The organism is Sorangium sp. So ce204 (genome assembly GCF_051526795.1).
GTDB lineage: Bacteria > Myxococcota_A > Polyangia > Polyangiales > Polyangiaceae > Sorangium > Sorangium cellulosum_B.
Window position 1 is genome coordinate 10,961,632 of sequence record NZ_CP150317.1, and the last position, 26,407, is coordinate 10,988,038.

At 72.8% G+C, this 26,407-nt stretch carries 22 protein-coding genes; 7 read left to right on the plus strand and 15 right to left on the minus strand.

Annotation, left to right across the window (positions count from 1 at the left end; translation table 11 throughout):
- Position 1: 1 nt before the first annotated feature.
- From WMF22_RS41270 to WMF22_RS41295, 6 genes are all read left to right on the plus strand, one after another.
- Positions 2-3,085 (plus strand): putative baseplate assembly protein, encoded by a 3,084-nt coding sequence (locus WMF22_RS41270; protein ID WP_438033298.1) that lies wholly within the window; start codon positions 2-4, stop codon positions 3,083-3,085.
- Positions 3,086-3,102: 17 nt separating this feature from the next.
- Positions 3,103-4,131, plus strand: a complete 1,029-nt coding sequence (locus tag WMF22_RS41275; protein ID WP_438033299.1) for a hypothetical protein — start codon at positions 3,103-3,105, stop codon at positions 4,129-4,131.
- Positions 4,128-4,829 carry a phage tail protein I gene (locus tag WMF22_RS41280; protein WP_438033300.1) on the plus strand — a complete coding sequence of 234 codons (702 nt, stop codon included), beginning with the start codon at positions 4,128-4,130 and terminating at the stop codon, positions 4,827-4,829. Before WMF22_RS41275 ends, WMF22_RS41280 begins: the two co-directional genes overlap by 4 nt.
- A gap of 96 nt (positions 4,830-4,925) precedes the next feature.
- On the plus strand, positions 4,926-6,584 hold the full coding sequence (locus WMF22_RS41285; protein WP_438033301.1) for a tail fiber domain-containing protein: 1,659 nt from the start codon (positions 4,926-4,928) through the stop codon (positions 6,582-6,584).
- A complete protein-coding gene (locus WMF22_RS41290) occupies positions 6,581-6,793 on the plus strand; it encodes a hypothetical protein (RefSeq protein WP_438033302.1) in 213 nt (70 codons plus the stop codon). Before WMF22_RS41285 ends, WMF22_RS41290 begins: the two co-directional genes overlap by 4 nt.
- Positions 6,794-6,816: 23 nt before the next feature.
- Complete coding sequence (locus tag WMF22_RS41295; RefSeq protein WP_438033303.1) at positions 6,817-9,033, plus strand: ATP-binding protein; 2,217 nt, start codon at positions 6,817-6,819, stop codon at positions 9,031-9,033.
- A gap of 150 nt (positions 9,034-9,183) precedes the next feature.
- On the opposite strand, the gene WMF22_RS41300 is transcribed toward WMF22_RS41295, so the two are convergent.
- From WMF22_RS41300 to WMF22_RS41340, 9 genes are all read right to left on the minus strand, one after another.
- A complete protein-coding gene (locus tag WMF22_RS41300) occupies positions 9,184-11,130 on the minus strand; it encodes an ATP-binding protein (RefSeq protein ID WP_438033304.1) in 1,947 nt (648 codons plus the stop codon).
- Positions 11,127-11,399, minus strand: a complete 273-nt coding sequence (locus tag WMF22_RS41305) for a hypothetical protein (RefSeq protein ID WP_438033305.1) — start codon at positions 11,397-11,399, stop codon at positions 11,127-11,129. The genes WMF22_RS41300 and WMF22_RS41305 overlap by 4 nt, the downstream gene beginning before the upstream one ends.
- 474 nt (positions 11,400-11,873) lie before the next feature.
- Positions 11,874-12,737: a helix-turn-helix transcriptional regulator gene (locus WMF22_RS41310; RefSeq protein WP_438033306.1), complete on the minus strand. Its 864-nt coding sequence runs from the start codon at positions 12,735-12,737 to the stop codon at positions 11,874-11,876.
- 118 nt (positions 12,738-12,855) lie between these two features.
- Complete coding sequence (locus tag WMF22_RS41315) at positions 12,856-13,632, minus strand: PP2C family protein-serine/threonine phosphatase (protein ID WP_438033307.1); 777 nt, start codon at positions 13,630-13,632, stop codon at positions 12,856-12,858.
- A 442-nt stretch (positions 13,633-14,074) separates the two neighbouring features.
- The gene (locus WMF22_RS41320; RefSeq protein ID WP_438033308.1) at positions 14,075-15,670 is read right to left on the minus strand and encodes a hypothetical protein; all 1,596 of its coding nucleotides are present in this window, start codon (positions 15,668-15,670) and stop codon (positions 14,075-14,077) included.
- A gap of 35 nt (positions 15,671-15,705) precedes the next feature.
- On the minus strand, positions 15,706-16,878 hold the full coding sequence (locus WMF22_RS41325; RefSeq protein ID WP_438033309.1) for a PEGA domain-containing protein: 1,173 nt from the start codon (positions 16,876-16,878) through the stop codon (positions 15,706-15,708).
- Between the two features lie 22 nt (positions 16,879-16,900).
- Positions 16,901-17,677, minus strand: a complete 777-nt coding sequence (locus tag WMF22_RS41330) for a PP2C family protein-serine/threonine phosphatase (protein WP_438033310.1) — start codon at positions 17,675-17,677, stop codon at positions 16,901-16,903.
- A gap of 121 nt (positions 17,678-17,798) precedes the next feature.
- Positions 17,799-18,197 (minus strand): hypothetical protein, encoded by a 399-nt coding sequence (locus tag WMF22_RS41335; RefSeq protein ID WP_438033311.1) that lies wholly within the window; start codon positions 18,195-18,197, stop codon positions 17,799-17,801.
- The gene (locus tag WMF22_RS41340; RefSeq protein ID WP_438033312.1) at positions 18,194-19,591 is read right to left on the minus strand and encodes a hypothetical protein; all 1,398 of its coding nucleotides are present in this window, start codon (positions 19,589-19,591) and stop codon (positions 18,194-18,196) included. Before WMF22_RS41340 ends, WMF22_RS41335 begins: the two co-directional genes overlap by 4 nt.
- An 88-nt stretch (positions 19,592-19,679) precedes the next feature.
- On the opposite strand from WMF22_RS41340, the gene WMF22_RS41345 reads away from it, so the two are divergent.
- Positions 19,680-19,820, plus strand: coding sequence for a hypothetical protein (locus tag WMF22_RS41345; RefSeq protein ID WP_438033313.1), 141 nt, complete (start codon positions 19,680-19,682; stop codon positions 19,818-19,820).
- 115 nt (positions 19,821-19,935) lie between these two features.
- Here the strand turns inward: WMF22_RS41345 and WMF22_RS41350 are convergent, their stop codons facing one another.
- The 6 genes from WMF22_RS41350 to WMF22_RS41375 form a co-directional block, all read right to left on the minus strand.
- Positions 19,936-20,886 (minus strand): PEGA domain-containing protein, encoded by a 951-nt coding sequence (locus tag WMF22_RS41350; RefSeq protein WP_438033314.1) that lies wholly within the window; start codon positions 20,884-20,886, stop codon positions 19,936-19,938.
- Positions 20,887-20,999: 113 nt separating this feature from the next.
- Complete coding sequence (locus WMF22_RS41355; protein WP_438033315.1) at positions 21,000-22,076, minus strand: protein phosphatase 2C domain-containing protein; 1,077 nt, start codon at positions 22,074-22,076, stop codon at positions 21,000-21,002.
- A 121-nt stretch (positions 22,077-22,197) separates the two neighbouring features.
- Positions 22,198-22,596, minus strand: a complete 399-nt coding sequence (locus WMF22_RS41360) for a hypothetical protein (RefSeq protein WP_438033316.1) — start codon at positions 22,594-22,596, stop codon at positions 22,198-22,200.
- Positions 22,593-24,197, minus strand: coding sequence for a hypothetical protein (locus WMF22_RS41365; RefSeq protein WP_438033317.1), 1,605 nt, complete (start codon positions 24,195-24,197; stop codon positions 22,593-22,595). Before WMF22_RS41365 ends, WMF22_RS41360 begins: the two co-directional genes overlap by 4 nt.
- Positions 24,198-24,228: 31 nt before the next feature.
- On the minus strand, positions 24,229-25,293 hold the full coding sequence (locus WMF22_RS41370; RefSeq protein WP_438033318.1) for a PEGA domain-containing protein: 1,065 nt from the start codon (positions 25,291-25,293) through the stop codon (positions 24,229-24,231).
- Positions 25,294-25,295: 2 nt separating this feature from the next.
- Entirely contained in the window at positions 25,296-26,402 is a 1,107-nt protein-coding gene (locus tag WMF22_RS41375; RefSeq protein ID WP_438033319.1) for a hypothetical protein, read from the minus strand.
- Positions 26,403-26,407: the final 5 nt, after the last annotated feature.

Below are 26,407 nucleotides of genomic sequence, written 5' to 3' on the forward strand. Positions count from 1 at the left end.
GATGCAGAGCCCCGACCGCCCCCTGATCGCTGGTGCGCCGCACGACGACATCGCCGCGCGGACCGAGAAGCTCGCGCAAGCGCTCTCGCCGTGGAGGCCGCCCGCGGGCGACGCGGCCGATCCCGGCCGCGCGCTCATCCGCGTGTTCGACCGCATGGCCCGCCACGCGCTCGAACGGCTCAACCGCGTGCCGGAGCGGAGCTTCGTCGCGTTCCTCAACCTCGTCGGCGTCGAGCCCACGCCGCCGCGCCCGGCGCGCGTCCCGCTCACGTTCACGCTCGTGCAGCGCTCGAGCGCGGAGCCCGTGGTGCCCGAGGGCACGCGCGTTGGCGCCGCGGCGGTCCCGGGCGACACGCGCGAGATCGTGTTCGAGACCGACCGCGAGCTCGCCACGACGCGCGCGGAGCTCAGGGCCGTCTTCGTCCGCGATCCCGACGGCGACCGCTACGCGGATCGCACCGCCGCCGCGGCGGGCGCGGGCTTCTACGACGCGTTCGCGGGCGACCGGCCGGTGGAGCACGCGCTCTACCTGGCCGATGACGCGATCCTCGACGCGCCCGCGGGCACCGGAGTCACCGTCACGCTGGAGATCGCCGCGGCCGAGCGGGCGCGCTTCCACGCCCTGCACGAGCCGGAGACGCTCCCCCCGCTCGCCGGCGACGCGGCCTACCAGGAGAGCCCGCCCGAGCCGCCGCTCGTGCTCTGGTCGTACTGGAACGGTGCCGGGTGGCAGAAGCTCGAGTGCGACCCGATCCCTGACGAGAACGCGACCACGGACTGGAACCTCAAATTCGACATCCCCGCCGACATGGCGGCCACCACCGTCGCCGGCCGGACCGCGCGCTTTTTGCGCGCCGAGCTCGTGGCGTGGCCGCTCGATCCGATCCCCGAGATCCAGGGCGTGAGGATGCACGCGGACATCACGTGGCCCGCGGCGGGCGGGATCGCGCCGGATCTCGCGCTGGCGGCCTTCCGCAAGGTGGACCTCTCGATGGACTTCCGCCCGCTCGGCGAGCGCCCTCGCGTGGGCGACACGTTCTACGTGGCGAGCGCGGCGGTGCTCTCGCGCGCGGGGGCGGAGGTCACCGTGGAAGTCACGCCGAGCCCCGCGATGGCGCCCCTCCGCACCACGGAGGACCCCACGCTCGCGTGGGAGGTGTCCACGGCGTCGGGCTGGGTGCGCGTCGTCTCCCCGGACATGAAGAAGACCGGCGCCGCGGACCCGAACGTCCCGTCGATGCACCAGAACAACGCCATTCACACGGTCACGTTCACGCTGCCGGCCAACGTCGCGCCCGCCGAGGTGCTCGGCAAACAGGCGCACTGGCTGCGGATCCGCCTCGTGCAGAACGATTATGGCAAGGGGATCCAGGTCGGCCCCACGATCACCGACGACGGGTACCGGCCGCCGATCCTCGCCGCGCTCTCGCTCCGCTATACCCAGACGGTCACGAGCAACACGCCATTCTGCGTCTCGCGCGACGATTTCGCGCTCGTGGAGCACCAGCCCGGCGCCGCGTTCGCCCCGTGGCGGCGGCTCGCGGCTGGCCGCGCCATCTACTTCGGCTTCAACCAGCCCTTCGCCAACCGGGACAACCTGCTTTATCTCCAGGTCGAGCCGATCTCGAGCGGCGCGGCGCTGCTCGAGGCCCCGGGCGGGGCGCCGGCGAAGCTCGTCTGGGAATACGCGACCGCCGCCGCGGCCGGCGGCATCGCGGCCGGCGACGACGCGCTCGGCTGGAAGGCGCTCTTCCCCGCGGACGAGACGCGCGACCTCGCCCAGAGCGGCCTCGTCGCGTTCATCGGCCCGACCGATCTCGCGCCCTGCGCGCGGTTCGGCCAGGAGCTCTGCTGGCTCCGCGCGCGGCTCGCGGAGGGCTCGTTCGCGGCGGCGCCGCGGCTCGGCCGCGTGCTCACGAACACCGTGTGGGCGACGCACGCGACGACGATCAAGGGCGAGGTGCTCGGATCGAGCGACGGCGGCGCGGGCCTCACGTTCGCGCTGTCGCACCGCCCGGTGCTGGAGGGCCAGCACATCGAGGTGCTCGAGCCGGCGGCGCCTCCTCCGGAGGAGCGCGCCGAGATCGAGCGGCTCGAGGGGCCGGACGCCGTGCGCGCCGTCGGCGCGCCGGGCGGAGCGCAGGAGATCTGGGTGCGGTGGCACGAGGTGCCGGACTTCCACGGCTCGGGGCCGCGCGACCGCCATTACCGCCTGGATCGCCGGACCGGCGAGGTGCGCTTCGGCGACGGGCAGCGCGGGATGGCGCCCCCTCGCGGGGTGCGCAGCGTGCGGGCCGCGGTCTACCGCGCGGGCGGCGGCGCCGACGGCAACCGGCCGGCGGGCGCGCTCGCGCAGCTCAAGACCACGGTCGCCTACGTCGACGGCGCGCTGAACCACGAGCCCGCGACCGCGGGCACGGAGTGGGAGGCCGACGCGCGCGTTGCGGAGCGCGGCCCGCGGGTCCTGCGCCACCGGGGCCGCGGGGTCACGGCAGAGGACATCGAGGATCTCGCGCGCGAGGCCTCGCCCGCCGTGGCGCGCGCCCGGGCCATCACGCCGCGGTTCTCGCCGTTCCAGCTCGCGGAGCTGGAGGACGACGACGACGCGTTCGAGGCGGCGATCGAGGGCAACGGGCAGGTCACCGTGCTCGTCGTGCCGAACAGCCCCGAGGTGCCGCCGCGGCCGAGCATGGGCCTCTTGATGGATGTGGAGGACTATTTACGAAGACGGAGCCCCGCGACCGCCGCGCTGCGCGTCGTCGGGCCCGAGTGGCTGGAGATGAGCGCGCATGTCCGGCTCGTCCCCGCGACGCTCGAGGGCGTCGAGGATCTCCGCGGAAGGGTGCTGCGCGCGCTCACCGACTTCTTGCACCCGCTCACCGGCGCGCCCGGCGGGGTCGGCTGGCAGTTCGGGGAGCTCCCGCACGTGTCCGATATCTATCGATTGCTGTTCTCGATCGCCGGCGTCGAGAGCGTGATCTCCGTGGACCTGACCGAGACGCCGCTCGCGGGTGGCCCGCTGGACCCCGCGTGGAGGGCGCGCGCCCTCGTGTACTCGGGGCCTCACGCCATCGAGATCGTCTAGCCGGAGAGGAGACTTCGATGCCCATTGCGCTGCCTGAGCTCGACAACAAGACATACGAGGAGCTGGTCGAGGAGGCCCGTGCGGCCATTCCGACGATCGATCCCGCCTGGACCGACCACAACCCCTCCGATCCAGGGATCGCGCTCGTCGAGCTCTTCGCCTGGCTGACGGAGATGCTCGTCTATCGCACGGGGAGGATCCCGGAGGCGAGCACGCGCACCTTCCTGAAAATCCTCGACGCCGACCGCGCCGTATCGCGGGAGGCATTGCCGCTCGACGAGGCGGTTCACGGCGCCATCGTCGATCTGCGAGAGCGGTACCGCGCGGTCAGCGTGGACGATTTCGAGTACATCGCGCGACACCACTGGCCCATATCGTCATTGGCCGCGGCGCACGATGCGACGGCTGAGTCGCCCGGCGCGCCGGCCAGCGCGCTCGCGCAGGTGCGGGCGCTGTCCGGCTGCGATCTCACGGACGCGCTCTCACCGCAATGGGACAGGACAGGGCATGTGAGCCTCGTCGTGGTCCCGCGCCACGTGCCCGGGGCGCCGCCCGGGAGCGACGCGGCCCGGTGGCCTTTGCCGGCGCAGGCGCTCCGCGACGCGATCGAGCTCTTCATGCGCTCGCGGCTGCTCGCCGGCACGCGCTTCCACGCGGTCGCGCCGGCGTACGTGAGCATGAGCCTCACGGCGACGCTCCACATCAAGGACGACGCGCGGGCGGCCGACGTGCGGAGCGCGGCGGCCACGGCGCTCGAGGCGTACTTCGACCCGCTGGAGGGCGGCCGGGGCGGCGGCGGGTGGCCATTCGGGCGCGGCGTCTATGTCTCGGAGATCTACGCGACGCTCGACGGCGTCCGCGGGGTGGAGTTCGCCGACGCGGTCGTGCTGTCCGCGCCGGGCGTGCCCCCTGAGCGGATCGTCGGCGCGCCCGGGAGCCCGGACGCCGTCCTGTTGCAGCCGCACCAACTGCCGCGCTTCGAGGTGGAGGCGGGAGATCTCGTGATCAAGGAGCGCGTCGGCGACGCGTGGGTGGAGGTAACGTGAGCAGCTATCTGCACTACTTGCCTGCCGTCCTGCGGCAGGGGTCGTTCCTCGGGCAGTTCCTGCGCGCCTTCGAGGCGGTGCTGAGCGGGCTCGATCTGAGCCAGCTCCCGGAAGGCGAGCTGCCGCTGGACCAGGAGGGCCGGGAGACCCTCGCGGCGGCCGACAGGGAGGGCCTCTCGCTGCCGGCGGGCTTCGCCACAGCAGGCCAGATCGTCGGGATCGAGCAGCTCCTCGGGAGCGTGCAGGCCTTCTTCGATCCGGACGAGGTCCCCGAGGATTTCCTGCCCTGGCTCGCGCAGTGGGTGGCGACCAGCCTGCGCGACGACTGGAGCGTCCAGACACAGCGCCAGTTCATCCGCTCCATCGTCCCGCTCTACAACGTGCGGGGCACCGTCTTCGGGATGGCGGAGGTGCTCCGGCTGTCCGGCGATCCGGCGCAGATCGTCGAGCACCCGGACCGGACCCACTACTTCAAGGTGATCGTCACGGTGCAGGACAGCGACCCGCACGAGATCAACCGCAAGCTGCGCCGGGTGCGGGCGATCATCGACCGCGAGAAGCCGGCGCACACCTGTTATGCGCTGGAGACCATCGCGCCGGCGATGCAGATCAACAACAGCGGTCCTGCGGCGAGGCCCGAGTTCGGTCCGGGCATCCTCGTCGGTACGAACACGCTCCTCGGGACCGAGACGGGCTGAGGTCAGGCGCGCTCGGCGAGCGAGACTCAATGTAGAACGGATGGAGAAAGCACCATGCCCGATCAATGGATGTCACCCAAGTATGAGCTTCCCGGAATGGTCACCTCGCGGGTCCGCTACTTCGATGGCCAGTACCTGAAGGACCAGGACTTCATCGACGAGCAGAACCACCACACCGATCGGCGGCACCGGCACGAGCGGCTCCTCCACGTCGCGGGGATCCTCGAGGGCCTGAACGTCACCGTCAACGCGGGCGTGCTCACCGTGTCACCGGGCGCGGCGGTCGACGACACGGGGCGGCAGATCCTGCTCGAGACGGCGCGGACGGTGAACGTGACCCCGACTGGAAACGGGGTATGGCGCCTCAGGATGCTCTTTGACGAGCTGGGCGATCGGATCCCGAACGACAACCTGGGAGCCCCCGAGGCGACGCGCTTCAAGCAGGCGCCGATCATCGAGGTCGTTGCGCTGAACGTCAACGTTCCCCACCAGATCGTGCTCGGCACGGTCCGGAGGACAGCGGGCCTGGTCACGTTCGGCCCGGAGGGGCGCAGTTACTCGGGCGCGCGGTTTCCCGGCCCGAACACGAGCTTCACCTTGCGGGCGAATACCGACGGGATCACGGGTGGGGTTGATCTGAGCACGACCCTGAGCGTCGGCGGGAACCTGAACGTCCTTGAGAGCTGCTCCGCTCAGAAGCTCAACATCGACACGCTGGAGGAGTCGCGGTTTGGGTCCATCGGCGTGCGAGAATTTCCTGTGGAGGGGGGGACCGGCAGGGAGTTCGTCATTTTGACCGCGGGCACCATGAACATGCGAGCCCCTTCGTTCCGGCTCCAATCCTACGCGGGCGGGACCCCAGTCGACATCGACAGCAGTGGTACGGGCGCGACAACACGCCTCTCCATCGATGAGCTGGGTAGGGTAGGCATCGGCATGTCCCCAAACGGTGCGAACGACCGCCTCGGGGTGAATGGCAATGTCGTCGTCTACAGCAACGGCGACAACTTGACGCTCGCGTCCGGCGCTGCGCCGAGCGGCGGTCAATTCGCAGAATCGTTCATCGTCAACGACACATCGTCCCCACACGCGCTCGTTCTTGTCGGAAACACATCGGGCAGCGGCGGCCGGTCCCGCGTCGAGGTCCGCCAGGATCTCAAGGTCACGGGCAATCTGACAACGGATGGAAGCGCGAGCGCAGGGGCCTTGACCGTCAGCGGCAACACGACCCTCGGGAATTTGACCGCCAACGGCAACACGACCCTCGGGAATTTGACCGTCGACGGCTTGACGACCTTCACCAGCTTGAACAGCGGCCCTCTTGGCGCCACAAGCTTGAGCGTTACCGGCGACGCGAGCCTCGGCTTGAATTCAGGCAGCAAGGTCACCATCGGCAACAACGGCGCCGGCAACTTGCTCGCGCTGATCGGGAACGTCAGGGCCAACGGCAGCGTGGTGCTCACCTCCACCGCGGCCGTGAAGGACCGCATCCAGGCCCTCCCGGCCCAGGAGGCCCTCTCCGTCTTCCGCCACCTGGCGCCCGTCACCTACGCCTACAAGGACGACCCGGAGAAGCGCATCCAGGCAGGCTTCATCGCCGAGGACGTCCCGGAGCTCGTGGGCACCCCCGACCGGACGGCCATCGCGCCCTTCAACATCCTCGCCGTGCTCACCCGGGTCGTGCAGGCGCACGACCAGGCCCTCCAGGCGCTCGAGCGCCGCCTCGACGCGATGAAAGGAAACCCCGTCCAATGAAGCAACGCCTCGAAGAACGAATGAAGCAGCTCCAGGCCGAATACGACGCCGGACAGAAGGTGGTCGCCGACCTCGATACCCGCCGCCAGGGCGTCGCGAGCACGCTCCTGCGCATCGAGGGGGCCATGCAGGTCCTCCGCGAGATGCTCGAGCAGGAGCGCTCCGGCGAGGCCCCCGGCGCCGCCGCGGAGGCGCCTCCGGCCGGCTGAGCCGGCGCGGCGAGATCGCACCCATGCCCCTCTCCCCCGTCGAGCACCGCCCCCCGATGCGCCCCGCCGCGCCGTTCGCGAGCTCGCTCGAGCACCTGCGCGCCGAGCTCGACCGCATCGCGCTGCTCCTGCGCATCGCGGTCGCCAGGCCGGCCCCGCCGGGCGGCGGGGCGCGCGGGCCCGCCCTCTCCCCCGAGGAAGAGCTCTTCGCGCTGCTCGACCGGGGCGTGCGCCCCGGCGGCGCCGCCCCGCCCCACCTCACGCCCGCCCTTGCCGAGGCCGAGGCCGCCGCGGACGCCATGGCCGCGGACATCGCGCGCCGCTGCGAGGAGAGCGCGCGCCGCGGCGTTCCGCTGCGCCTCGCCGAGCTCGCCGAGCGGTTCGCGCTCTCCCGGCTCGACATCGACCTCCTGCTCCTCGCGCTGCTCGCCGAGCTCGACCGCGACGCCGCGCGCCTGCTCGCCCTCGTCGACCCCGACGGCGGGGGCCAGGCGACCGCCGGCGCCGCGGTCGAGTGCCTCGCGCCCGCGCTCGAGGCGCGCCTCGCCGCGCGCGCCCGCCTCTCGCCGCGCGCCCCGCTCCTCCGCCACGAGCTCGTGCACCTGCGCGCCGATCCGTCGGCCCCCCGCGCCTCGCTGCTCGCGCACGCCGTCGTTGTGGACGAGCGCATCGCCGCCTACCTCCACGGCGACGACCAGCTCGACGCGCGCCTCGCCCCGCACGCCCGCCTCGACGAGCCCCGCGCGCGGCTCGACGACCTGCTCCTGCCCGCCGCCCTCAAGGAGGGCCTCGCGCGCTTCGTCACGGCGCAGGGCGGCGCGGGCGGGCCCATCGTGTACCTCCAGGGCCCCTACGGCGCGGGCAAGCGCGCCACGGCGGAGGCGCTCTGCCGGCTGCTCGGCGCGCGGCTCGTGGCGGTCGACTGCGCGGGCCTGCTCGCCGCGGGCGAGCCGGATCTCGCGCGCGCCGCGCGCCTCGCCGCGCGCGAGGCGCGGCTCGCCGGCGCGGCGCTGCACCTCGTCGCGGCCGACGCCGCCCTCGACGAGGCCCGCCCCGCCGCGCGCGCCGCGACGCTCGCGGCGATCGCCGCGCACGACGGCCCCGTCTTCCTCTCCGGCGACGCGCCGTTCGAGCCCGCCGGCGCCCTCCGCGGCCGCGCGTTCGTCCGGGCCGAGCTGCCCCGCCCGGGCGCGGCGGAGCAGGCCGAGCTCTGGTCGCGCGCGCTCGGCGAGCGCCGCGCGCCCGACATCGACCTCGAGGCCCTGACCGGCGCCTTCCGGCTCACCGGCGGCCAGATCCGCGACGCGGCCGACGCCGCGCAGAGCCTCGCCCGGCTCCGCGGCGCGGCGGACGGGCCCGTGTCCATGGCCGACGTCACCGCCGCGTGCCGGCTGCGCCACGGCCGCAAGCTCGCTGCCCTCGCGCGCCGCATCCCGCCGCAGTTCGGCTGGGACGACCTCGTCCTCCCGCCGGATCGCAAGGCCGCGCTGCGCGAGGTCTGCCTGCAGCTCAAGCACCGGAGCCGCGTGCTCGGCGCGTGGGGCTTCGAGCGCAAGCTCGGCCCCGGCCGGCCGCTCTCGGCGCTCTTCTCGGGGCCGCCGGGCACGGGCAAGACGATGGCCGCGGGCGTCATCGCCGGCGAGCTCGGCGTCGAGCTGTTCCACATCGATCTGAGCCGCGTCGTGAGCAAGTACATCGGCGAGACCGAGAAGCACCTCGCCGAGCTCTTCGCCGACGCCGAGGCCGCGAACGCCGCGCTCTTCTTCGACGAGGCCGACGCGCTCTTCGGAAAGCGCACCGAGGTGCGCGACGCGCACGATCGCTACGCCAACCAGGAGACCAGCTACCTGCTCCAGCGCGTCGACGCCTACGAGGGCGTGGTCCTCCTCGCCACGAACCTCGTGAAGAACGTGGACGAGGCGTTCGTGCGCAGGCTCGGCTTCGTCATCGAGTTCCCCGCGCCCGGGCCCGCGGAGCGGCTCAAGATCTGGCAGAAGATCTGGCCGGCCGAGGCGCCGCTCGCCCCCGACGTCGATCTGGCCTTCCTCGCGGATCGGATCGATCTGTCGGGCGGCTACATCCGCAACGTCGCGCTCGCCGCGTCGTTCCTCGCGGCCGAGGAGGGCGCGCCGATCGGCATGCGGCACCTCGTGCACGCGGCGCGGCGCGAGTACCAGAAGATGGGCAAGGTGGTCGACGCGGGGCGGCTCGTCTTGCCGGCGAGCCGTGAGCCGCGGTGAGCCGCGCCCCTCGCGGCGGCGCGCGCCCGGGCGCCGTGGAGGCTCCGCGATGAGCCGCGCCCGTCGCGGCGGCGCGCGCCCGGGCGCCGTGGAGGCTCGCCCGCGCGGCGCGTGCTCGACGCGAGCGCCGCGCGGCGCGGGCCGGGGCGCTCAGCCGCCCTCCGCCCTCACCTCGCCTCGCCCGAGCTTCTCGTACTCCGCCCGGGCCGCGGCGAGCACGTGATCCATCCGGATGGGCGTCCCCGCCTCGGCGGCGAGGAACGCGGCGCGGAGCGCGACGTTCCGGACGCTGCCCCCGGTCAGGCTCATCTGCGCGAGCCGCTCGACGTCGAGCCCCACGACCGGCGCCCGGGGCGGGAACGCGCGCCGCCAGAGCGCGGCCCGCTCCGCCGGGCCCGGCAGCGGGAAGCGCACCACGAACCGGAGCCGGCGCAGGAACGCGGGGTCCAGGTTGCGCTCGAGGTTCGTCGTGAGGATCGAAAGGCCCCGGTACGCCTCGATGCGCTGGAGCAGGTAGGCGACCTCCATGTTCGCGTAGCGGTCCACGGTGTCCCGCACCTCGCCGCGCCGGCCGAAGAGCGCGTCGGCCTCGTCGAAGAGGAGGATCGCGGCGCCCCGCTCGGCCGCGTCGAAGACGCGCCGCAGGTTCTTCTCCGTCTCGCCGATGTACCTGCTGACGAGCTGGCTCAGGTCGACGCGATGAAGATCGAGCCTCAGCTCGGCCGCGAGCACCTCGGCCGCCATGGTCTTGCCCGTACCGCTCGGCCCCGCGAAGAGCGCGCCGGCGCCGAGCCCGCGCGCGCCGCGCTCGGCGAACCCGAAGGCGCCGTGCACCGTGCCGCGCTGCCGGTGCGACGCCGCGATCTCGCGCAGCGACGCGCGCGCGGCCTCGGGCAGCACCAGGTCGTCCCACGTCGCGGCCGGCTCGATGCGCTGGGTGAGCTCGTCGAGCGCGGGCCGCGCCTCGGCGCGGCAGGCGTCCCACAGCGCGGCGTCCAGATCGGCGCCGTCGCCCGCGCTCGCCGCGGCCGCGGCGGCGCGCCGGAGGGCGGGCTCGTCGAGGTCGAACTGCGCGACGAGCCGGTCGATCAGGCCGCCTTGCGCCGCCGGGAGCGCCTGCCGCCAGAGCGCGGCCTGCTCCTGGGCGGCGGGGCGCGACACCTCGAACGTCGCGTCCGGCCTGCGGCCGAGCCGCAGGCGCTCGCGCGCGCTCACGAGCACGGGGCCGGGCAGGCCGTCGAGCAGGCGGCCCACGAGGCCGGCCCGCGCGGCGTCGGTCGCGTCGAGATCGTCGGCCTCGACGAGCAGCGCGGAGGACGAGAGCGCCGCCTCGCGGCCGAGCAGCCGGCCCACGAGCTGGGCGTCCTGCCGCGCGGCGAGCGCGTCGGCCGAGAGCGCGAGCAGGCCGAGGCCGGCCGAGGCGCACGCGGCCGCGGCGACCGCGCGGCGCGACGCCGGATCCGCGCCGGTGAGGCCCACGGTCGGCCGCGCGCCGCCGGAGCCCGCCGCGGCGCGGAGGGCCTCGCCGATCCGCGCGGCGAGGCGCGCCTGCGAGGGGGCGAGCGGGGCCGCGACCGGCGCCGCGGGCGCGACGAGCCCGGCGAGCCGCTCGTCGGGTTGCTCGACGCCCGCGATGAAGTGCAGCACGCGCTCGCAGATGCGCAGCGGGCTCAGCGTCAAGGTCTCCCCCTGGCCGACCTCGATGAGCTGCATGCGCCTGAGGGGCGCGCCCGGCCCGAGGGCGCCCCAGTGCGCGCCCGGCAGCGCCGCGAGCGCGAGGCTGAAGGTGGGGGCGACGCGCAGCGGATCGCCCTGCGCGGCCGCGCAGCGCGCGGCGAACGAGGCGTCGAGCTCGACCCCCGCGCAGAGCAGCAGGAGATCGCGCTCGAACGGCGACAGATCGAACAGGGCCGCCACCCGGTCGATCGCCGCGGGGGCGCGCAGGGCGGCGGCCGCCTCGGCGATGGCGCGCCGGGCCTCGTCCTCGCCGCCGGATCCGGGCGAGAGCAGGCACCCGAGCGCCGCGAGGCGCGCGACGAGGTACCGCCGGTTGGCCTCGTGCCAGTCGTCCGCGTCCTGCGCGTCCGCCGCGGTCATTGCCCGCTCACCCTGGGCTGGGCGACGGCCACCACGACGCTCCCCAGAGGGGCGTTCGCCGCCGACATGCACAGCCCGACGCTGTCCGTGGTGAGCGCGCTGTCGCCGGCAGCCCTGCTGCGCGCGCTCGGCACGATCCATTTCACCGTCACGCAGGGCGGGGAGGAGCTGCCGGCCAGGGCGCACCCGCTCACGAGGAAGGTGTCGGAGGCGCGCGCGAGGGCGCCGCCCACCGCCTGGGAGCGGACGTTGGACGAAACGATGCTCACCGTGCCGCCATGCGGGCACAGAAGGACGCTCGAAGCCGTGAGGAGCTGGGCCATCACCTTCCCTCCGGGGTTACCGGGCACGCCGCCGCGCACGTCGCGGCGAGCGAGCGCGCGCGTGCTGGAGAAGCCTAGTTGTAGCGTGGATCCTGGCGTATTCGCAAGCAACGCTGGCCGCTCGGACAGCATTGCGACGCCGGCGTCGAGGCATTGGCGACGCCATTCAGCGCGGCATCTCTCGCCCGGAAGAAGGGCCGTCAGGCGCGACCGACCGGCCTATCGCTGGCGCCGACTGTGGCGTGGATGAGGCGCGGAGCGCCCAGCCCTCTTGAAGAAGCGCACACTTCGCCGAATCGAGCGACCGCTCGACGAGCCGCTGGATCTCGAATCGCTTGGCGGCAAGGTTTCAGCTTTCTACATGAGCTTCCTCCTCGCCCAGGCTTTGCCTGGCGCACCCAAGGCGCAAAACAGATGCTCTCACCCATGGTGCCCTACTCCCGGGAGTGTCGTGTTCAGGGGAGAGCGCTCCGCTTCCTCCCAATCGGACGCACTGGCAGCGCTCGTCCCCCCTTCGTCGGGCTGTAGCGGGAAGCTCGTCAGGGGGGCAGCGCGACGGGCGAGCTCTTCCCCCGCGACGGCGCGGGCAGGGCGCGGCGGCCGGAGCTGCGGCAGGGGAGGCGGCGGGAGCTTCGCCTGCGGGCTCCTGGCCGCGAGCTCGGGAGACGGCACCACGGGAGGTGGAATGTCGAGCGCGCGGGGAGGTATCGGCGGCGGAGCCGGCGACGCCGAGCTCTCACGCTTGGTGACGGGCTCGCCGACCTGAATCACCACGGTATCCTCCGCGTCCGTCCGGCGGTCGTCGTGCAGCCGCCACAGGCGCTCCCAGTACCGCGCCGGCGTGCCGGTGAAGGTCTCCAGCTGCCGCGCGAGGCCAGGCGTCATGGGCAGGTCGCTCCTCAGCAACCGTTCCACCTCCCTCGGTGATAGCCCCGTGCTCTCGCCCAGCTTTCTCCTCCACGAAGGCGTCGTCGCACAGAACGACTCGAGGACCCTTCCCGGCCAGGGGACGGGGCGCCCTCGGGCGTCTCTCAGCTCGGCGAGCGCCGCGTCGACGTGACAGTCCAGGAGCCGCCGGTATCGATCTCGCTCCCCCGCTGCCTGCGCCTTCGCATCGGTGAGGGCAGCCTCCTCTTCATCGTGCGCGTGCTCGCGCGCCTCACGAAGCCCGCGCTCTCGTCCCAGCGCTTCACGCGCGGTGACCGCGAAGCCGATCGCCACGCACGCGATCATCGCGAGCCCGAGCGGCGAAACGAGCCACATTGCACCCACCATGTCCTCCATGTTCCCTCCTCAACCGTGAGCCATCTTGTCCGCTGTACGGCGGAGCCAGGCCTCGTGCTGCCCGACACGAGGCATCCCCTCGAGTCCGCCCTTCGTCGCGCCTGCCGCAGCACGCACGTCACCCGCCTCCCAGACGTGCCAGCACGCACGTCACGTTGTCCGGCCCGCCGTGCTCGTTCGCGAGGTCGATCAAGAGCTCCGCCGCGAAGCCCAGGTCGCGATGCGCCCCGAGGATCCCGGCGATGCGCCGCTCGGGCACAGGGCCCCACAGCCCGTTCGAGCAGACGAGGAAGATGTCTCCCGGCTCCGTCGCCTCCACGCGCGACTCGATGTCGACGTTCTCGTCGGCCCCCAGCGCGCGGGTGATCGTCCTCGCCCGGTTGCTCAGCGCCTCGACTGCCTCCCGCGCTCCGTCGCCGTCACCGAGCAGCTCTTCCAGCAGCGTGTGATCCCGCGTCAGCCGCTCCAGCTTGCCGCCGCGCATCCGGTAGACGCGCGAGTCGCCCACGTGCGCGATGTACGCCATGCCCGCCCCGAGCAGCACGCCGGCGAAGGTCGTCGCCATGCCGCGCGCTTCCTCTTGCCGCTGGCTCGCCTCGTAGATCGCCCGGTTCGCCCTCCGCACGCTCATCACCAGCCGTACCTCGTCCCGGTCGTGCGGCGTCGCCGCGCCGTAGGGCCAGGTCTCCTCCAGATCTCCCTCTTCCTCGAAGCAGCTCTTGACCACCTCGATCGCCATACGCGACGCCACCTCGCCGCCCGCGTGCCCTCCCAGGCCGTCGGCCACCATGAAGAGCCCCACGCACGGCAGCGCCGCGAAGCTGTCCTCGTTGTGGCTGCGCCGCCGGCCCACGTCCGAGTGCGCCGCCGCCTCGATGGCGAGCTGTGGGTACACGATCGTCCTCCTCGCGTGCTCGTCCTCAGGACGAGCCGAGCCATGGCGCGCCGCGTATCGCGGCGCGCTCGATCCTTCTCACGACCACCTCAGCGCACGAGGCGCTGGCTCCTGCTCAGCGCGCGTGAGTCACGCCGGCGCGCGCTCGTCCCTGTCAGGCGCCTGGCCCCAAAGGGGTCCGCTTCTCCCGGGCTGCTGCCAATGGCCTTTGGATAGATATCCCGACTATAGGCCTGACGAAGCAGTGGAGGATTTCAGCAGACCATCGGCCCACCCGCCCGACACCCACGCTTTTCCAGCAGTGTTGTTAGCCCCGAGCAGCCCACCGACCCGCGTTGCCGCAGCACGCCGGACGGTACTGCCTGGGGGCTCTCTACGTCCAGCCTCCTGATGCGATGTTGCCCTTGATTTCTCGGGAGAAGCTCATTGCCTTCAGGGCTCTTCAATTCTCACACGATCGACCTGACCCGAAATTCCAGCAGCTCCCGGCGCTCCCCGGCGCCCCGGCGCTCTCCGGCACGGTAAACGCGGTGATGCCGCCGTCGCCGGCCGTGCCCGGGGTGAACTGTACCGCGGGAGCGTCGCCCGGAGCCGCTGCATAGGCGATGCCTACGGCGTGCCCGCCTCGACCGCCGCCGCCCCCGCCGCCGTTGCCGCCGGTGCCGCCACGACCACCATCGCAGGCGGCGCCACCACCAAGTGACGAAGCGGCACCTCCCGTCCCGCCACTGCCCCCGCTGGCGCCACGTTCTCCGAATCCGCCCTTCCCTCCGTGGCCCGCCTTGCCCACGGCGACGGCCACCTCGGTCAGCACCAGCTTCGTTCCGAGGCTGAGGATGCCGATGCTCGATCCGCCGGCCTTCCCGCCACCGCCTCCCTGCCCTCCGCAGCCCCCGGCTCCGCCTCCGCCGCCGCTGGCGCCAGCACCCTCCACGGGGCCGCTCTGGCTGTTGCAGTGTTGCCCCGCCTTCGCTCCGCCGCCGCCTCCTCCTCCTTGGCCTTTCTTGCCGGTGCTGTCGGGGGCGCCGTCGCCGCCGGTGATGCCGGTGAGGGCCAGGACGGTGTCGCTGCCGCCGAGGCCGTGGGTGCCGGGAGCGCCGTCGCGGCCGGGTTGGCCCTGTTCGCATTCGCCCGTCTCCGTCTGGCCCATGCCGCCGAGGCCGGGGCTGTTGGGAAGGATTGGGTCGGGCAGGGGGGTGCCGGCCTGGCCGGGCTGGCCATTGCCGTCGTCCATGTCGGGGATGCCGCGGGGGCCGCCTTGGCCGCCGCGGGTCTCGCCGTCTTCGCATGTGGTGACGCCGGGAACGCCGCCGTCGTCGGTTAGGCCCTTGACGGTCAAGTAGCACGCCCTCAGGGCGGTATTCGTCGACCCGCTCGCTCCTGTGTGCGGGAGCTCGCTCGGCGGCTTGCCGTCCACGCCAGCCATCCCGTCGCCCGCGGTCACGTCCACCTGCGCCAGCTCCGCCTCGATGTCGGCGACCGCCACCCCGATCGACGACCCGCCCGCCTTCGTCGCGCTCGCAGCGCGCACCGCGAAGCTCCGCACCTTTGCCCTGCTCGCTCCCTCCCCCAGCGTGAGCGCGATCTGATCCGCCGGCCCCTCGATCGCGCTCCGCGCCTCTTCGCTCCACGTCCACCCCGCGTCACAGTCGAAGCCGCCGATCACCTCCACCGCGGCATCGATCGTCACGCTCTCCGCGAACGCCCCGCTCGCGCACGCCAGCACCCGCTTGCCGTGGGCGTTCGCTATCGCCTCCGCGAGCGAAGCGTACGGCTTCTCCTTTGTCCCGTCCCCGCCAGGTGCCGCGTTTGCGCTCGCGAACACCGCGCACTCGTCCGTCAACGTGCTCGCGTCTTCCGTTGGATCCGCCTTGCACGCCGCATCACTGCCGCCTCCGTCGCCTCCGGTACCCTCCGGCGGGCACGTCAGATTCAGCGCGCAGTCGTCGCTGCGCGTCGCGCAGCTTGCTTGCAGCAACGCGCACGCAGCGGCCATCAGGCCCAGCGTCCACGTTGCGAGCGTTCGCCCTCGTTTCATCGTTCTCCCTCCGACCGCCATCTCGTGCCGCATGTTCAAAACCGACCACTCATCACCACACCGCCGACACTCGCCCCGATGACCGGCGCCACGCGCGTTTCCGTTCTCGCTCGCGGCCACAGCCAATAGACCAGCGTCGCAGCGCCAACGACGCCTGCGCCGACGAAGCCCGCAACGGCCAAGTCGTGGAACGTATCGCTCTCCGTGTTCAGGTCGTGCAGCGCGGCGCACGTCGGCGTTGTGCGTGACCAGCACGCCGAACTGCCGCCGTCGCGGGCGAGTTCCGCGGCTAGCGCGTCCGCGTCCGCAGCCTTGCTGTTCGACAGCCCCGTGAACCCCACGCCCGCGACCACCGCCGCCCCCATTGTCACCGCGCCGCCGATCAGCACCGCCCTCCTCGGCCTGCCGGCGTATTCCTCCGCGCTGCGGGCCGGCCACACCACGGCCGTCTCCGGCAGCTTCGCCGTCCCCGCCGCGCTCGTCGTCGGCCGTTCCACCAGCGCCAGCGTCACCTCCCGGCGCGTCCCCGCCGCCACCGTCACGACCTTCTCCGCCTCGGCGTACCCGTCGCGCCGCGCCGTCACCCGGTGCGTCCCCGGCTCCAGGTAGATCTCGTCCGCCGCCCCTTCCACCGGCAGCGGCTTGCCGCCGACGAGCACCTCGGCCTCCGGCGGCGTGACCCGGGCGGGTGCACGCCGAGCTGCTTCGTCGCCTCGCCGAGGAAGTACCTCGTCCGGTCCAGCTTCGGGGCTTTGGCCGACGGTGGCGCGGTACGTCACCTGGATCCGCAGCGCGCCCACGAACCGCTGCGCCTCCTTTAGGCGCTCCGTCAGCAGCTTTCGCTGGGCCGGCTTGCCACCGGCGGGGAGCTCCCGCAGCGCATACGAAAGGTGCTCTGCCGCGCTGCGTGGGTCGCCGACGATCAGCTCGACGTCCCCGAGGTTGGCGGCCACGGCATAGCTCTTCTCCAGCGCCCATGCCTCGAGGAAGGCGGCGCGCGCCTCGGCCCACCTGCTCTGGTCGTACAGGCGGATGCCCTTTTGGAAGAGGGCACGTTGCCTCGCGGAGACGTCGGCGGGCGTGTCCGCTGCCACCGCGTTTGGGCTCCACACGAGCGGCGCCGCGAGCGCCGAGCACAACACCAGGATACTGGATCTCCTCATGACGCCACCCTTCAGCTCCGCCTCTGTCTCGTCGTCCACCCTCATCTGTGCGCCATCGCCCATCACGTCACCCGCCTCCGAGGCGCGCCAGCACGCACGTCACGTTGTCCGGTCCGCCATGCTCGTTCGCGATGTCGACCAGCAGGCTCGCGGCGAGGCTCAGGTCCCGGTGCCTGCCGAGCACGCCCTCGATCCGCGCCTCGGGCACAGGGCCCCACAGCCCATCCGAGCACACGAGAAACAGATCGCCCGGCTTCGTCGCCTCCACCCGTGACTCGATCTCCACGCTCTTGTCGCACCCGAGCGCGCGTGTGACAGCGTCCGCACGGCCATTGAGCGCTTCCAGCGCGGCCAGCGCGCCTTCCCCCTCGCTCAGCAGCTCTTCCAGCACCGTGTGGTCTCGCGTCAGCCGCTCCAGCTTGCCGTCCCGCATCCGGTAGACCCGCGTGTCGCCCACGTGCGCGATGTACGCCATTCCCGCCCCGAGCAGCACGCCCGCAAACGTCGACGCCATGCCGCGCTGCAGCGCTTGCCGCTGGCTCGCGTCGTAGATCGCCCGGTTGGCGCGCCGCACGCTCATCACCAGCCGCACCTCGTCCCGGTCGTGCGCGCTGCCCGTGCCGTAGGGCCAAGTCTCCTCGAGATCTTCGTCCACTTCGAAGCAGCTCTTGACGACCTCGACGGCCATCCGCGACGCCACCTCTCCTGCCGCGTTGCCGCCGAGGCCGTCGGCCACCATGAACAGCCCCACGCACGGCAGCGCCGCGAAGCTGTCCTCGTTGTGGCTTCTGCGGCGGCCCACGTCCGACTGCGCCGCCGCCTCGATGGCGAGCTGTGGATACACCTTCGTCCTCCTCGCGCGCTCGTCTTCGGGACGAGCCGAGCCATGGCGCGCCGCAGACGGCGGCGCGCGTTCCTCTAGATCTGAGAAGGCCCCGCCACGCGCGGCCTTCTACGTCGCTACCTCAGCGCAGCCGCAGCGCTGCCAGCGCCACGCCGCACACGACCGCCAGCACGAAGAGCACTGTGCCGACCAGCGCCAGGCGCGACCTGCGCTGCTCGATCTCGCCCTCGTCCGGTGCCGCGCTCACCCACGCCTCGTCGTCCGCCTCCTGCGTGGTGGCTCGCTCCTCGGCCCCCCACTGCTCCACCTGGCTCGCAAGCCGCACGAGCAGCGCCTCCATCCGGGGATCCTCGACCCCATAGATCTCCATGACCCGTCGGGCACGCTTCTCCGCCGCCCGCTGCTTCTCCGCCGGCGGCGTCGTCGCGCACCACACAGGATCCATCCACGGATCGAGCGAAGCGACCGGATCCGCTCGCAGCTGGGCGCGGATGGCGTCCATGTTCTTCATGGTCTTCATGGCGTCGACCCCTCACACGGCGACTGCGCCGCGACATTCCAGCAGAGCCCACTACTTCCCGGCGCGCCGGCGCTCTCCGGCGGACCGCCGGGAGCGGCGGCGCCGCCGTCGCCGGCCGTGCCGGGCATGAACTGCACCGCGGGGGCTTCGCTCGGGCCCGCCGCATAGGCGATGCCTACGGCGTGGCCTCCTCGACCGCCGGCGCCGGGGCCGCCCGTGCCGCCTTGGCCGCCCTTTCCGCCGTCGCAGCCGGTCGAACCGCCTTGCGGCGACGGTGTACCGCCGGCACTGCCGCTGCCTCCAAGTCCACCGCCATTTCCGCGGGCGCCATCGCCGCCCTTGCCCGCCTTGCCGACGGCAACGGTCACCTCGGTCAGGAAGAGGTTCGTGCCGAGGCTGAGAATGCCGATGCTCGACCCGCCGGCCTTGCCGCCGCCTCCTCCTTTACCTCCGCACCCTCCGGCGCCGCCTCCGCCGCCGCTCGCGCCGGGGCCGTCCACCGGGGCCGCAGCGGTCCCGCAGAACAGCCCCGCCTTCGCGCCACCGCCGCCACCTCCCCCTTGACCTTTCTTCCCGCTTGTGCCCGTGCCGCCGTCGCCGCCAGCGATGCCGGTCAGTGTCAGCTGCGTGTCGGTGCCGGCGAGGCCGGCGACGCCGGCTGCTCCGGGCGCGCCATCTTCGCCGCGTCGGCAGTTGCCACCAGTCTGCCCGGCTCCGCCGAGTCCGTACTCGTCGGGGTTGTCCTCCGGCAACGGCGCGCCGTCACTACCCTTCAGCCCGTTGCCGCCGTCGGTGTCGGAGATCCCGCCGAGACCACCGGCGCCGCCGCTCGTCTCGCCGTCCTCGCACGTCGTCACGCCGGCCTCGCCGCCTCGCACGGCAGCGGGGAGGTCGCACGCGTTCGTCGCGCTCATCATCGGCGCGCTCGCGCCTGCCTGCGGCGCGTCCGCGGGCGTCTCGCCCTTCGCGCCGTCCATCCCGTCGCCCGCGGTCACGTGCACCTGCGCGAGCTCTGCGTCGACATCCGCCACCGCCACGCCGATCGACGACCCGCCCGCCACCGTCGCGCTCGCCGCGCGCACCGCGAAGCTCCGCACCTTCGCTCCGCTCGCGCCCTCCGTCAGCGTCAGCGCGATCCGATCTGCGGGCGCCTCGATCGCGCTTCGCGCCTCGGCGCTCCACGACCACTCCGCCCCGCAATCGAAGCCCCCGATCACCTCGACGTCGGCCTCGATCGTCACGCTCTCCGCGAACGCTCCGCTCGCGCACGCGAGCACCCGCTTGCCGTTCGCGTTGGCGATCGCTTCCCCGAGCGACGCGTACGGCATCGCCTTCGTGCCGTCGCCGCCTGGCATCGCGCTCGCGTTCGCGAACACCGCGCACTCGTCCGTCACCGTGCTCGCATCCTCCGTCGGGTTCGCTTTGCACATGGAGTTGCTGCCGCCGCCACCGCCGGAACCGGTCGGCACAGTATCGAGACATATGCCCAACAAGCACTCCGGTGGCTGGACGAAGCATCCCGCTCCGCTCGCGCCGATCACCGTCCCGAGCATCATGATCGCCCTACTCATCCACCGCGCGCGTCGCATCGCAGCCATCCTCGAAGAAGATCGAACGCCTTGACGAGACTTCGCGAATGTCGCCACCGGCGTCACATGAGCCTGTCCTGTTCGCGCCATCGTCCCAGCCCCGCACTCTCTCGCGTCCATGCGCTCCATCCACTGCCTCTTTCGCGGCGCTACCACGCGCTCGTCACCACGAAGCCGCCTCCGTGTGCCGCGAACATCGGGCTCACCGTCACGTGCCCCGTCCGCTGGGCAGGCTCCGTCGCCAGCCAGGCATAGGCCGCCGTTCCCAAGCCCACCGTCCCCGCGCCGATCCACGTCCAGATCGCCGCATTCCACAGCGCGGATGCGTCGTCATACCGCTCCACCGCATCGCGGCAATTCGCGGTGCGCTGCCCCGCGGCGCACGCGTAAATGCCTCCTGTGCTCGTCAACCGGTCTCGCTGGTCACTGGCGGCGGACCACTTGCTCGCGGCCACCACCGCCAACACGGTTCCGACGCCGGCTGCAACGCCAGCCGCAACCGCACCGCCAGTGATCACCGCGCGCCTCGGCCCGCCTGCGTGCTCCTCCGCGCCGCCGGCCGGCGGCGCCATCGTCGTGTCGAGCGGCTTCGCCGGCGGTGTGCCCGCCGGCTTCCGCTCCATCGGCATGCTGTGCTCGATCGCGCCACCGGCCCCGAGCTGCACCGTCGTCTTCTTCGTCTCGTAATCCTCGTGCTCCACCGAGATCGTGTGCGCCCCCGGCTCCACGAACAGCGGATCCGGCAGCGGCGTCACTCCCCGAAACGTCCCGTCCACGAACACGCGCGCCCCGTCCACGTCCGTGCGCACCACCAGCGTCCCCACCTTCGCCCGTGCCTTCGCGTACGCTGCTTCTGCTCGGGCGCGCTCCTCCGCCGTGCTCGTCGTGTCTTTCTTCAGCTCGCGCACGTAGAGCGCCAGGTTCTCGGCGGCCTCGCGGTACCGGCCCAGCTTGAGCTCGCAGTCGCCCAGGTTGCCGACGATCGTGTAGTGCGGGTGCAGCGCGCGCGCCGCCAGGAACAGGGCGTGCGCGGCTTCCCAGCGCGACTCAGAGACCGCCCGGACGCCGTCATCGTAGAGCTTTCGAGCTTCTTCGATCATGGCCTCCGTGACATCTGCACGGGGCCGCTCGGGCGGGCCTGCAAGCCCCGAAGGGATCCATGCGAGAGCAACGAGGAGGCTGGCGATGGCTGTGGAACGGTGCAGGGTCATGGCTAGAACTTGCGCTTGGGTTGCATGGCAGAGGGCTTGGATGTCGAGAGGGGTTCGGCTGCTCCAGCCGCAGGACTCGCGAGCGGCGCTGGCGCCGACACAGCGGACGCGACCGGCGCCTGGGCTGTCGCGTCGGGCGCCGTCGCGGGTGAAGCCTGCCGCTTCGGTGGCTGCGCCTCCGGCGCCGGCCTCCGGCGCGCTGCGCCCGAAGCTTCGTTCCGATCCGCGGTCACGACGGGCGCCGCGCGTTCGGCGGGCGCCTCGGGTGCAGTGCCCGCGGGCGCGCGCTCCGCATGGGCCGCCGCCTCGCCTCCCAGGCGTGCCAGGACGCACGTCACGTTGTCCGGTCCGCCGTGCTCGTTCGCGAGGTCGATGAGCAGCTCCGCCGCAAAGCCCAGGTCGCGATGCGCCTCGAGGATCCCGGCGATGCGCCTCTCGGGCACCGGGCCCCACAGCCCATCCGAGCAGACGAGGAAGATGTCGCCCGGCGCCGTCGCCTCCACGCGCGACTCGATGTCGACGTTCTCGTCGGCCCCCAGCGCGCGGGTGATCGTCCTCGCCCGGTTGCTCAGCGCCTGGACAGCCTCCCGCGCTCCGTCGCTGTCGCCGAGCAGCTCTTCCAGCAGCGTGTGATCCCGCGTCAGCCGCTCCAGTCGGCCCCCGCGCATCCGGTAGACGCGCGAGTCGCCCACGTGCGCGATGTACGCCATTCCCGCCCCGAGCAGCACTCCTGCGAAGGTCGTCGCCATGCCGCGCACTTCCTCTTGCCGCTGGCTCGCCTCGTAGATCGCCCGGTTCGCCCTCCGCACGCTGAGCACCAGCCGCACCTCGTCCCGGTCGTGTGGCGTCGCCGTGCCGTACGGCCACGTCTCCTCCAGATCCTCGCCCTCCTCGAAGCAGCCCTTGACCACCTCGATCGCCATCCGCGACGCCACCTCGCCGCCCGCGTTGCCGCCGAGGCCGTCGGCCACCATGAACAGCCCCACGCACGGCAGCGCCGCGAAGCTGTCCTCGTTGTGGCTTCTGCGGCGGCCCACGTCCGACTGCGCCGCCGCCTCGATGGCGAGCTGTGGATACACCTTCGTCCTCCTCGCGCGCTCGTCTTCGGGACGAGCCGAGCCATGGCGCGCCGCAGACGGCGGCGCGCGTTCCTCTAGATCTGAGAAGGCCCCGCCACGCGCGGCCTTCTACGTCGCTACCTCAGCGCAGCCGCAGCGCTGCCAGCGCCACGCCGCACACGACCGCCAGCACGAAGAGCACTGTGCCGACCAGCGCCAGGCGCGACCTGCGCTGCTCGATCTCGCCCTCGTCCGGTGCCGCGCTCACCCACGCCTCGTCGTCCGCCTCCTGCGTGGCGCCTCGCTCCTCGGCCCCCCACTGCTCCACCTGGCTCGCGAGCCGCACGAGCAGCGCCTCCATCCGGGGATCCTCGACCCCATAGATCTCCATGACCCGTCGGGCACGCTTCTCCGCCGCCCGCTGCTTCTCCGCCGGCGGCGTCGTCGCGCACCACACCGGATCCATCCACGGATCGAGCGAAGCGACCGGATCCGCTCGCAGCTGGGCGCGGATGGCGTCCATGTTCTTCATGGTCTTCATGGCGTCGACCCCTCACACGGCGACTGCGCCGCGACATTCCAGCACAGCCCACTACTTCCCGGCGCGCCGGCGCTCTCCGGCGGGCCGCCGGGAGCGGCGGCGCCGCCGTCGCCCGCCGTGCCGGGCATGAACTGCACCGCGGGGGCTTCGCTCGGGCCCGCCGCATAGGCGATGCCTACGGCGTGGCCTCCTCGACCGCCGGCGCCGGGGCCGCCGTCTCCACCTGTTCCGCCTTTCCCGCCGTCGCAACCGACCTTCGAGCCGACCAGGTCAGATGCAGCGCCGCCCGTAGCGCCGCTGCCCCCAGCGGCGCCGCGTCTTCCACCGGCACCATCGCCGCCCTTGCCCGCCTTGCCCACCGCGACGGTCACGTCCTTCAGCACGAGCTTGGTTCCGAGGCTGAGGATGCCGATGCTCGACCCGCCGGCCTTGCCGCCGCCTCCTCCTTTACCTCCGCACCCTCCGGCGCCGCCTCCGCCGCCGCTCGCGCCGGGGCCCACCACCGGGGCCGCAGCGGGCCCACAGAACAGCCCCGCCTTCGCGCCACCGCCGCCACCTCCCCCTTGACCTTTCTTTCCCGATATGCCGTTGCCGCCGTCGCCCCCCGCGATCCCGGCCAGCGTCAGCATCGTGTCGCTGCCGGCGGCGCCTGCTGTGCCGCGAGCTCCATTTTTGCCGATGGTGCCGGGCTTGCAGGCGCCATCTGGATCCGTCTGTCCCATGCCGCCGAGCCCGTACTCCTCGGGGTTCTCCTCCGGCATCGGCGCGCCGTCCTCGCCGCGCAGCCCGTTACCCTCCTCCGTCCCCGTGATGCCCCCGGTCCCGCCGTCTCCTCCGCGCGTCTCGCCGTCCTCGCACGTCGTCGCTCCCGCGGTCCCTCCGATAACCTCGTTCGGCGCCTTGCACGCGTTCGACGCGCTCATCGCGGGAGCGCTCGCGCCCGTCACGGGCGCCTCGGTCGGCGTCGCCCCGTTCTCGCCGTCCATCCCATCGCCCGCCGTCACATCCACCTGCGCGAGCACCGCCTCGATGTCCGCGACCGCCACGCCGATGGACGACCCGCCCGGCAGCGTCGCGTTCGCCGCGCGCACCGCGAAGCCCCGCACCTTCGCTCCGCTCGCGCCGTCCGTCAGCGTCAGCGCGATCCGATCCGCGGGCCCCTCGATCGCGCTTCGCGCCTCGGCACTCCACGTCCACGCCGCCCCGCAGTCGAAGCCCCCGATCAGCTCGACGCCGACCTCGATCGTCACGCTCTCCGCGAACGCCCCGCTCGTGCACGCCAGCACCCGCTTGCCGTTCGCGTTGGCGATCGCCTCCGCGAGCGACGCGTACGGCTTCGCCTTCGTTCCATCCCCACCTGCCTCGGCGCTCGCGTTCACGAACACCGCGCACTGGTCCGTCACCGTGCTCGCATTCCCCGTCGGGTCCGCCTCGCACGCGGCGTTGCTGCCGCCGCCACCGCCCTCACCGCTGCTTACGTCGCACACGAGCGTGAGCGCGCAGTCGTCCGGCATCACATACGGGAAGCATCCCAGCGGCTGGCTGCCCGCGATCATCACCCCGAGAAGGATCACCGAGCCACACCGAGCAGTTCGACGCATGTTTCTCTCTCCTCGATCCCCTACGCCCTGCTCAGAAGCCACCGTGTACTCCAATCCCGAGGCCGTTCGACCCGACGAGAGGCACTACATGCACGCGCCGCTCGTTCACCGGGGGGCGGGAGACGACGCCATAGACGACTGTTCCGATCGCGACCGTCCCCGCACCGACGAAGCTCCAGAACGCCGCATTGCTGAAGTCGTAGCGAGCGGCGACGGCGTCCGTCAGCTCCGTGCATCGCGCAGGTGCCCTCGGAGCCTTGCACGCATCCAAGCCGCCCCCTTCGCGCAGCAGGCTTCGCTGCTCTTCCGCGTCGCTGGCGTTCGCGTTCGCCAGCACGGTGAACACCACCCCCGCGACCGCCACCGCCCCCGCTGTTGCCGCGCCGCCGATCAGCAGCGCCGTCCTCGGACCGCGAGCGTGCTCCTCCGCGCCGCGGGCCGGCGGCGCCATCGTCGAGTCGAGCGGCTTCTCCGGCGGTGCGCCCGTCGGCTTCCGCCGAAGCTCCGCTCCGTTCTCAATCTGCCCGCCGGCCCCGACCTGCACCGTCGTCTTCTTCGTCTCGTAGTCCTCGTGCTCCACCGAGATCGTGTGCGCCCCCGGCTCGACGAACAGCGGATCCGGCAGCGGCGTCACTCCCTGCAACGTGCCGTCCACGAACACACGCGCGCCGTCCACGTTGCTGCGCACCACGAGCGTGCTCACCTTCGCCCGCGCCTCCGCGTACGCCGCTTCCCCTCGGGCGCGCTCCTCCGCCGTGCTCGTCGTGTCCTCCGCCATCTCCCGCACGTACCTCGCCAGGTGCTCCGCCGCGTCGCGGTAGCGGCCCAGCTTGAGTTCGGCAGCGCCCAGGTTGCCGCGGTTCGTGTAGTGCGGGTTCAGCGCCAGCGCCGCGAGGAACGCCGCCCGCGCCTCGGCCCAGCGGGCTTGCGCGAAGGCGTCGACGCCTTCCCTGAAGAGCTTTCGAGCTTGCTGCGTCATCGCGACGGTTTCCACCTCGTGCGGCGCCGTGCCCGGCTGTGTCCTGCCTGGCGCGGTCCACGAGAGCAGCGCGAGAAAGCCGGCGATGGAAGCGATGTGACGAATGTGCCTGTGCATGATCAGAACTTCGGCTCCGTGTGAAAGGCGCGAATCGCCGAGGGATCGCGGGACGCGTTGGTACTCCCCGCAGGCGCCGGCAGCGGCACCTCGGCCGTCGAGGCAGCGGGCGCCTTGGGTGCGACCGGCGCCTGGGCTGTCGCGTCGGGCGCCGTCGCGGGTGAAGCCTGCCGCTTCGGTGGCTGTGCCTCCGGCGCCGGCCTCCGGCGCGCTGCGCCCGAAGCTTCGTTCCGATCCGCGGTCACGACGGGCGCCGCGCGTTCGGCGGGCGCCTCGGGTGCAGTGCCCGCGGGCGCGCGCTCCGCGTGGGCCGCCGCCTCGCTCGCCGCGACGGCCGCCGGAGCGCTCGTCGCTCGCTCGCTGCTCGCTGTCGCGGCTGCGCCGCTCGTCGCCGCGTCGCTCGTCGTGCCGCGCGCGACCGCGCTCTCCACCGGCGCCTTCTCCTTCGCCCCGCACATCGCCACGGCCCCGATGCCTGCCGCCAGCGCCAGCACCGCCGCCACCGTCCCGGCGCGCCGCGCCACCGCCGGCCTCGCCGCCGCCTCGTCGGTCTTCTCCGCCGCCTCGCTCCTCGGCCGGTGCGCCGACGGCAGCGCGCTCTTGTCGATCACCGCCGCCGCTGCCGCCGCATCCGCCGCCCACGGGCTCCCCCCGCCGCTCTTCTCCGCGCCGCTCTTCTCCGCGCCGCTCTTCTCCGCGCCGCTCTTCTCCGCGCCGCTCTTCCCTCCGCCCCGCTCCGCCGCGCCCTTGCGCGGCGCCATCGCCTCGCGCAGCCGCGCCGCCGTGCTCGGCTTCTCCTCGTGGTCCACCCGTACGTCCACGCGCGGCTCTCGTGGCGGCGGCCCTTCCTTCGTCCTCTCCCACGCCGCGTACGCCTTCCAGTACGCCTCCACCTCGGCGCGCAGCTCCGGCTCGATGTAGATCACCCCCGTCCGGAACGCCGGGTGCGACACAAGCTGGTTCGGCGTCGGCGCCGGGCTGGCCGGCGCGCCGGCGTCCGGCTCGCTCCCCGCGCCTCCCTCCGCATCGCGCTCCACGCGCTCGTCCCGGTCCTCGTCCTTCACCGCCTCGCCTCCTGTCCGCGCCGCCGGCCCCTCACCGTGATCCATCGTCC

Coding starts and splice junctions, on each gene's coding strand:
- WMF22_RS41325 (WP_438033309.1), bottom strand. CDS start 16,878: ATGAGGGTGGACGACGAGACAGAGGCGGAGCTGAAGGGTGGCGTCATG.
- WMF22_RS41375 (WP_438033319.1), bottom strand. CDS start 26,402: ATGGATCACGGTGAGGGGCCGGCGGCGCGGACAGGAGGCGAGGCGGTG.
- WMF22_RS41345 (WP_438033313.1), top strand. CDS start 19,680: ATGCCCAACAAGCACTCCGGTGGCTGGACGAAGCATCCCGCTCCGCTC.
- WMF22_RS41320 (WP_438033308.1), bottom strand. CDS start 15,670: ATGAAACGAGGGCGAACGCTCGCAACGTGGACGCTGGGCCTGATGGCC.
- WMF22_RS41350 (WP_438033314.1), bottom strand. CDS start 20,886: ATGATCGAAGAAGCTCGAAAGCTCTACGATGACGGCGTCCGGGCGGTC.
- WMF22_RS41370 (WP_438033318.1), bottom strand. CDS start 25,293: ATGCACAGGCACATTCGTCACATCGCTTCCATCGCCGGCTTTCTCGCG.
- WMF22_RS41335 (WP_438033311.1), bottom strand. CDS start 18,197: ATGAAGACCATGAAGAACATGGACGCCATCCGCGCCCAGCTGCGAGCG.
- WMF22_RS41290 (WP_438033302.1), top strand. CDS start 6,581: ATGAAGCAACGCCTCGAAGAACGAATGAAGCAGCTCCAGGCCGAATAC.
- WMF22_RS41310 (WP_438033306.1), bottom strand. CDS start 12,737: ATGGAGGACATGGTGGGTGCAATGTGGCTCGTTTCGCCGCTCGGGCTC.
- WMF22_RS41360 (WP_438033316.1), bottom strand. CDS start 22,596: ATGAAGACCATGAAGAACATGGACGCCATCCGCGCCCAGCTGCGAGCG.
- WMF22_RS41300 (WP_438033304.1), bottom strand. CDS start 11,130: ATGACCGCGGCGGACGCGCAGGACGCGGACGACTGGCACGAGGCCAAC.
- WMF22_RS41365 (WP_438033317.1), bottom strand. CDS start 24,197: ATGCGTCGAACTGCTCGGTGTGGCTCGGTGATCCTTCTCGGGGTGATG.
- WMF22_RS41275 (WP_438033299.1), top strand. CDS start 3,103: ATGCCCATTGCGCTGCCTGAGCTCGACAACAAGACATACGAGGAGCTG.
- WMF22_RS41270 (WP_438033298.1), top strand. CDS start 2: ATGCAGAGCCCCGACCGCCCCCTGATCGCTGGTGCGCCGCACGACGAC.
- WMF22_RS41285 (WP_438033301.1), top strand. CDS start 4,926: ATGGTCACCTCGCGGGTCCGCTACTTCGATGGCCAGTACCTGAAGGAC.
- WMF22_RS41295 (WP_438033303.1), top strand. CDS start 6,817: ATGCCCCTCTCCCCCGTCGAGCACCGCCCCCCGATGCGCCCCGCCGCG.